This is a genomic window from Chryseobacterium sp. VD8 (assembly GCF_037149975.1).
Taxonomy (GTDB): domain Bacteria; phylum Bacteroidota; class Bacteroidia; order Flavobacteriales; family Weeksellaceae; genus Chryseobacterium; species Chryseobacterium indicum.
Genome location: NZ_JBBCQL010000039.1, coordinates 21,151 through 27,289 on the forward strand (window position 1 = coordinate 21,151; position 6,139 = coordinate 27,289).

The following is a 6,139-nucleotide window of genomic DNA, read 5'->3' on the forward strand; positions in this document are numbered from 1 at the left end:
AAGTGTTTTATTATTAATTCTTTGGCTAATTGTATACATTTGTAAAAAACAATTTCATCTATGGGAGTAGGAACTAATCTTAAAAAGCTGAGAAGCAAAACGAAACTTTCTCAACAGGAAATTGCCGATATGTTGGGATTAGACAGAAATACATATACCAATTGGGAAAATGAAACAACAGACATAAAGTCTCATTACATTCCGAAACTGGCTGAAATTTTTCAGGTAAGCATTCTTGAACTTTTTGGTGAAAAGTCAAAAAGTGAATTTGTCAATAATAATTACGACAATAAAGAATCTTCAATTGGTCAAAAAGATATTCAACAGGGAATCATTATCAATATTACAGATTCTGAAGCAGCAAAAGTAATCAGTTCTCAACTTGAAGAACTGATAAAAAGTCTGAAAAAATAAGTCGGTTTTTTATCTGACGTTTGTGTTTTGAGCCTTAGTTTTTAAGGCTCTTTTTTTATTATTCAAAAGGTTTTAGTTCCAAAGGATTATTGTACATTTTTTTCTTCCTATCATATGCATTTTGTAATTCCCTTCTTAGTTCTTCACCCATATCAGCAGGATATCCAGCCAAAGTAAACTCCATATTATATTTAGCTTTTAAATATTTATCTTTTGGATAATTTTTATATTCATTCAAATTAAAATCAAACTCATCCGTATATTTTTCTACTTTTGTTAGTGTAAAATGATAATCATCTCTTGTATCATACAGCTCAAAAATTAATCCCGGTAATCCATTAAATTTGTATGGTCCTAAAGACTGTGGATAATCTTTAGAAAAATAGGCGATCCATCTTCTCCCAAACTTGTTTGTTGCTGCCATTTGACATTTAATTCCATTGATTATTTTTGTATCACTGTACAAAACCCATTTTATTCCTCCTTTTTCTTCATAGCGCACTTTAGAATCAATTATGGTAATAAAAACAGATGTCTTATTATTAGATCTGATCAATCTTTCCTGAAAATAATCACTAATTGCTCTTGTATCTATTCCCTTAATTTCATATTGTCCTGTATCATTTAAATAATTTTGTGCCGCACCAAAATAATAATTCTGAGAGTTTCCTACTAAAACAAATTTTTGATTATGTTGATATTTTTCTCCCAATTGAAGTTTAGAATCATAGGTTACTTTTATAGTAGGATCAAATGCTACTCTTTGTCCAAAACATAAAATCGTTAAAAAAGTAGAAAAGAATATTAATTGCTTAGCCATAAAATCATTCAAAAGGTTTTAATTCCAGAGGATTGTTAAACATTTTTTTTCTCTTCTCAAGAAGCGAAAGAAAATATTTACTTTCTTCTGCACCTATCTCCAATCCGGGAAATGCAGCGAGGGTATTCTCCAGATTATATTTTGCTTTTAGATATCTATCTTTTGAATAATTTTTAAATATAGAAAGTCCAAAATTAAATTCATCTGTAAACTTTTCTACTTTCGTTAGTGTAAAATGATAGTCATCTCTTGTATCGTATAATTCAAATATTAATCCGGGTAATCCGGTAAATTTATATGGTCCTAGAGATTGCGGGTATTCTTTAGAAAAATAAGCGATCCATCTTCTACCATACTTATTGATTGCTGCCATTTGACATTTTACCCCATTAATTAATTTTGTATCTCCATAAAGCACCCATTTTGTAGTGATCTTCTCTTCGTAGCGAATCTTATCTTCTCCGTATCTAAAGAAAACATATGTTGTTTCGTCCTTTCTTATTAATCTTTCTTGAAAATAGTCGCTCAATGGTTTCAAATCTATTCCGTCTTTAGCTTTATATTGTCCCGTATCATTTAAATAATTTTGTGCCGCACCAAAATAATAATCTTGAGAATTTCCGATTAAAACAAATTTTTGAAATTGCTGATATTTATCTCCGAATTTTAATGATGCATCGTAATTTACCCTTATTGAAGGAGAGAAAGTTACTTTTTGAGCATTAAAATAAAATGATACAAATGTTAAAAATAAAATAAAATATTTCTTCATGATTTATATTTTATTAGGCGGAGAATTCTCCGCCTAAATTAATTAAGGATTAATTGTCACATCCGGTTTTGTTCCACATTCAAGAAAGTTTATTGCTTGAATTGTTTGAGCCATTTGTGAATAGGTTGCATTATCTGAAAAGGTGGTATAATGTTTCACACCGCAAGTCGAAGTCCAAACCGCCTGAACTCTCGCAAACGCCATAACGGAAATTCCGAACATGGCGCAAAATAAAATTTTCTTTTTCATAGAATTTTTTCTTTTAATTGTTAATAATAATTTTTCCCTAGCTATACAATTTTATCTAGAATAAATGTATAGTTCGGATGATGCATCATTATGACTTTAAAGAAATACATTCTGCAATCGTATCACAAAATGTTTCGCGAATTTCCATTTGTGTCATATCACAAAACTATGAATAATAATGTAAAACTATTGCATAAGAAAATCGGCAAATTAAGCCTTATTTTTTAGGCATGACAAAAAAAAATTTTATTTCAAAAATTAATAAAATTCATTAAAATTTATTTTGCGTTTTATAATTGAATACCTTTCATTGCTTTTTTTAGAATGAGATAGAAAAAATTCTATCTTTTCCCTTATATTATTCTCTTCAGGGTAAAAACCAGTTATAAATATTTTTTTATTTTAGCGGGAAGAAATGAATTTTTATTCATCAAATTGTGTTTTTACCCTGCAATTCTTTTTTGCAGGGTGTTTTTTTTAAAAAATCGCGCTTATAGAAATATTTCGCATTACTTTATCTTAGTCTAAATAGTTAAAAATGATTTGAATCATAGATTAAAAAAAGCTTAAATCTGTTAACATATATTTTTATTTAATAATTTTGTAACATTAAATTTTTAAGAAATGGGAATTAATTTAAAGCCTATAGATATTGTAGATGATATTACTCAGGAAGAATTCATTGAAAAGTATCTGAAGCCGAGAAAACCTGTTGTCATTAAGAACATGGCAAGAAAATGGCCAGCGTACCAGAAATGGACCATGGAATACATGAAAGAAGTAGTAGGCGATGTGGAAGTTCCGTTGTACGACAGTTCGAAGGCAGATCCTGCAGCTCCCATTAATGCTTCTGCAGCCAAAATGAAATTCGGAGATTACATCGATCTTATCCAGAGAGAACCTACCGATCTTAGAATTTTCCTTTTTGACCCGATAAAATTTGCCCCGAAACTTCTTGAAGATTATATTTCTCCTAAAGAATTAATGGGAGGATTTCTGGACAAATATCCCAATATGTTTTTCGGAGGTAAAGGTTCTGTAACGTTCCTGCATTTCGATATTGATATGGCTCATATTTTCCACACGCACTTCAACGGAAGAAAGCATATTCTTCTTTTTGATTATAAATGGAAAGAGAGACTTTACCAGATTCCTTATGCAACGTATGCGCTGGAAGATTATGATATTGAAAATCCTGATTTTACAAAATTCCCTGCCTTAGACGGTGTAGAAGGTATTGAATGTTATCTTGAACACGGAGACACTTTGTTTATGCCAACCGGATGGTGGCACTGGATGAAATATCTGGACGGAAGTTTTTCTATTTCCCTGAGAGCTTGGGACAAATCCTGGGCGGTGAAGGCACATTCTTTATGGAATCTTACGGTGCAGCGTAAATTTGATGACATCATGAAGAAAAACTTCAAGAAAAAATACATGGACTGGAAGGAAAAAGTCGCTGTAAAAAGAGCAGAAATCGCCCTGAAAAGAGGCTTACCAAGATAAAAAAAAGACGTTTCGGCTGAAACGTCTTTTTTATTGATTAAAATTACCTGATTATTTTCTCAATATTTCCTTTTGCACAGTTAAAAGCTTCTTCTGCTTCTTCGTAAAATATCTTCATTGAGATCTCAAACCCGCTTGCCATAAAAAAGGTAACATGACCTTCAATATTGTAGCTCAAAAAGCCAATATGGTTTACATTAATTACCAATGGCTGTCCCATAACCTTTGCTCCTTCCAGTGCATTTGGCTTTTTTACGTGGATAACGTTCGACGCTTTCACATAAATCAAACCGTCTGATGTTGTTTTAATTATATAAGCCATGAACTATTTTTCTGTAAAGGTATCAAATTAAACCACATGAAAAAATCCCCGAAAGATTCGGAGATTTAGTCAAAAGTATTAATATTTATAGTGATTGGTGTTTTCTCTTTGAAGAGTGATAAAAAATATTCCCGAATTGCTCCGGGAAATATTTAAGATCCCTTATTTGTTTATTTTTTAATAGTTGCAATTGAGTATTCAACTACTATGCCAAGAATAAGAAAGAACTGAAAAAAAATATTTTTTTTGTTTTTGATACCTCATTAGAAGATTTACCCTGAAAACGGCATATTTTTAGATTAGCTCACTGTAACACACCAAAAAATATACATATGAAAGCAACTGCACAATCTGAAAACATCAATTCTCATTTTAACAGGGAAGTTGAACGCCAAAAAGCTCTTAAAGCTCTGGAAAAAGCAAAAAGCATTAAAAGAAAAGTTGTTTTCCTGCCGCAGGGAGCAACAGGAAATCTAAACTACAGAGATTCATTCTAAGTTTACTATCAAAAAAATGAGCTGCAGAAATTCTGCAGCTTAATTTTTTATATCAGTTTTGTAAGTTCTTCTACCAAAAGCTTTACCTGAAGCGGTCTTTTCTTTTTATCAACATCTAGTCTGTTGTAAAATCCGGTTTTCACGATCACCATCTTTTTTTCGGGAATCATAATGATGAACTGTCCTAAAAATCCGTAAAAGAACCTGCATCGATAATCATTTTCGTCATCTGCCCAGATTGTGTAACAAAATGCATCGTTCTCTATTGTGGGCGATAAAAGTTTTTCACAATATTCTTTGCTGATGAGCTGCTTTCCTTCCCACTCTCCTTTCTGCATAATGAATTGTCCAAGTTTTGCAAAATCTCTTGCTACGGCATGAATGCAGCAGAACGCTTTTTCAACGCCTTTTTCGTCTACGCGCCATTTAGCATGAGATTCCATTCCCAAAGGCTGCCATATTTTTTCTGAAAGATAGGCTGCAAGATCTTTTCCTGTAGCTTCTCTTAATGCAAGACCTAATAATTGTGCTGCAACACTTTGGTATTCGTACTTTTCGCCCGGCATTTCTTTAAAATCTATCCCAAAAGCCTGCGCTGCAAGATCGTCTACAAAATACTGTCTGGAATTCTCTGCAAAAGGATGATGGTATTCTTCTTCCCAATCCAATCCCGCCTGCATCGTCATTAAATGCTTAAAAGTGAGATGTTTTCCGAAACGGCTGTTTTGGTATTGTGGAAAAACGGTGGAAATCATCTGGTTTTCAGATTCAATATATCCGTCATCTATCGCACATCCCGTTAAAACAGAAAGAACGCCTTTCGCCATTGAAAAGGAATTCATTAAAGAAGAAGCATCATGATCTTTCCAGTATTCTTCGTGCAGGAGTTTTCCGTCGTGAAGTACCAGAAGAGAAGATGCTCTCGTCTTTTTTAGCTCTTCCAAAACTCTTTCTGAAAGTTCCTTTTTATTGTAACTGATGTGTTTCTTCCATCGTTTCGGATGTCTGTTGTGAATAACCCGTGAAGGAAATTTTTCCTCATCATCTATTGAAGGAGTAAAAGGTCCTTTTTTTAAATTGATCGCTAAAGCTTTAAAAATATATCCGTATCCCGAAAGAAAAACTACAGCAACAAATGCTGAAATTCCGGCGATACCTGCGGTTAGAAGTTTCCTCATAGTAAGTTTGAAAAATTGATGTTCAGATAAAATCTTAATTATCAATCATTCAAAGTATATGCCGCCAATTTTATCGTTGGATTTTTTATTGTGCTGCATTATTAACAAGCAATTCTTCCATATTTCGGGTGACTTCGTTGCAGGAAAAACAGGCTTCTTTGCCATCCTGAAACCATCTGCACTGGGAACGGATCGGACAAAATGATAATTCAGTATTTTTTGGAAAATTCAGATCCTGAACTTTTTTAGACAGAGAACATCTTGATTCCTCATGATTCCATTGTCCGCATCCTTTTTCCACACATTTTCCGGTGAAACGGAACCGCTGTTCCAGATTTTCATTCTGTTCAATAAAATCTTCTGTGACGGTAAGAGGGGTTA

9 protein-coding genes are annotated in these 6,139 nt (G+C 32.8%); 3 read left to right on the forward strand and 6 right to left on the reverse strand.

Annotation, left to right across the window (positions count from 1 at the left end):
- Positions 1-60: 60 nt before the first annotated feature.
- Positions 61-414: a helix-turn-helix domain-containing protein gene (locus WFK35_RS06640; protein ID WP_336731941.1), complete on the forward strand. Its 354-nt coding sequence runs from the start codon at positions 61-63 to the stop codon at positions 412-414.
- A gap of 58 nt (positions 415-472) precedes the next feature.
- On the opposite strand, the gene WFK35_RS06645 is transcribed toward WFK35_RS06640, so the two are convergent.
- From WFK35_RS06645 to WFK35_RS06655, 3 genes are read right to left on the reverse strand one after another with little or no spacing between them, the layout of a single operon-like run.
- On the reverse strand, positions 473-1,234 hold the full coding sequence (locus WFK35_RS06645; protein WP_336731942.1) for a GLPGLI family protein: 762 nt from the start codon (positions 1,232-1,234) through the stop codon (positions 473-475).
- Positions 1,235-1,238: 4 nt separating this feature from the next.
- Positions 1,239-2,006 carry a GLPGLI family protein gene (locus WFK35_RS06650; protein ID WP_336731943.1) on the reverse strand — a complete coding sequence of 256 codons (768 nt, stop codon included), beginning with the start codon at positions 2,004-2,006 and terminating at the stop codon, positions 1,239-1,241.
- 42 nt (positions 2,007-2,048) lie between these two features.
- Positions 2,049-2,255: a hypothetical protein gene (locus tag WFK35_RS06655; RefSeq protein WP_336731944.1), complete on the reverse strand. Its 207-nt coding sequence runs from the start codon at positions 2,253-2,255 to the stop codon at positions 2,049-2,051.
- Positions 2,256-2,879: 624 nt separating this feature from the next.
- Here WFK35_RS06655 and WFK35_RS06660 point away from each other — a divergent pair.
- The gene (locus WFK35_RS06660; protein WP_087706597.1) at positions 2,880-3,761 is read left to right on the forward strand and encodes a cupin-like domain-containing protein; all 882 of its coding nucleotides are present in this window, start codon (positions 2,880-2,882) and stop codon (positions 3,759-3,761) included.
- A gap of 43 nt (positions 3,762-3,804) precedes the next feature.
- On the opposite strand, the gene WFK35_RS06665 is transcribed toward WFK35_RS06660, so the two are convergent.
- Positions 3,805-4,083 carry a hypothetical protein gene (locus WFK35_RS06665; protein WP_271160003.1) on the reverse strand — a complete coding sequence of 93 codons (279 nt, stop codon included), beginning with the start codon at positions 4,081-4,083 and terminating at the stop codon, positions 3,805-3,807.
- Between the two features lie 332 nt (positions 4,084-4,415).
- Between WFK35_RS06665 and WFK35_RS06670 the strand changes: the two genes are divergently transcribed.
- Complete coding sequence (locus WFK35_RS06670) at positions 4,416-4,580, forward strand: hypothetical protein (RefSeq protein WP_157967254.1); 165 nt, start codon at positions 4,416-4,418, stop codon at positions 4,578-4,580.
- Between the two features lie 47 nt (positions 4,581-4,627).
- On the opposite strand, the gene WFK35_RS06675 is transcribed toward WFK35_RS06670, so the two are convergent.
- Together WFK35_RS06675 and WFK35_RS06680 are read right to left on the reverse strand one after the other, a co-directional pair.
- Positions 4,628-5,758, reverse strand: a complete 1,131-nt coding sequence (locus WFK35_RS06675) for a serine hydrolase domain-containing protein (protein WP_336731945.1) — start codon at positions 5,756-5,758, stop codon at positions 4,628-4,630.
- An 85-nt stretch (positions 5,759-5,843) separates the two neighbouring features.
- On the reverse strand, positions 5,844-6,139 hold a 296-nt coding region (locus tag WFK35_RS06680; protein WP_336731946.1), incomplete at its 5' end, for a hypothetical protein.

Bases quoted from the DNA above. Each gene is read 5' to 3' on its own strand.
- WFK35_RS06640 (WP_336731941.1), top strand. From the start codon at position 61: ATGGGAGTAGGAACTAATCTTAAAAAGCTGAGAAGCAAAACGAAACTT.
- WFK35_RS06645 (WP_336731942.1), bottom strand. From the start codon at position 1,234: ATGGCTAAGCAATTAATATTCTTTTCTACTTTTTTAACGATTTTATGT.
- WFK35_RS06650 (WP_336731943.1), bottom strand. From the start codon at position 2,006: ATGAAGAAATATTTTATTTTATTTTTAACATTTGTATCATTTTATTTT.
- WFK35_RS06655 (WP_336731944.1), bottom strand. From the start codon at position 2,255: ATGAAAAAGAAAATTTTATTTTGCGCCATGTTCGGAATTTCCGTTATG.
- WFK35_RS06660 (WP_087706597.1), top strand. From the start codon at position 2,880: ATGGGAATTAATTTAAAGCCTATAGATATTGTAGATGATATTACTCAG.
- WFK35_RS06665 (WP_271160003.1), bottom strand. From the start codon at position 4,083: ATGGCTTATATAATTAAAACAACATCAGACGGTTTGATTTATGTGAAA.
- WFK35_RS06670 (WP_157967254.1), top strand. From the start codon at position 4,416: ATGAAAGCAACTGCACAATCTGAAAACATCAATTCTCATTTTAACAGG.
- WFK35_RS06675 (WP_336731945.1), bottom strand. From the start codon at position 5,758: ATGAGGAAACTTCTAACCGCAGGTATCGCCGGAATTTCAGCATTTGTT.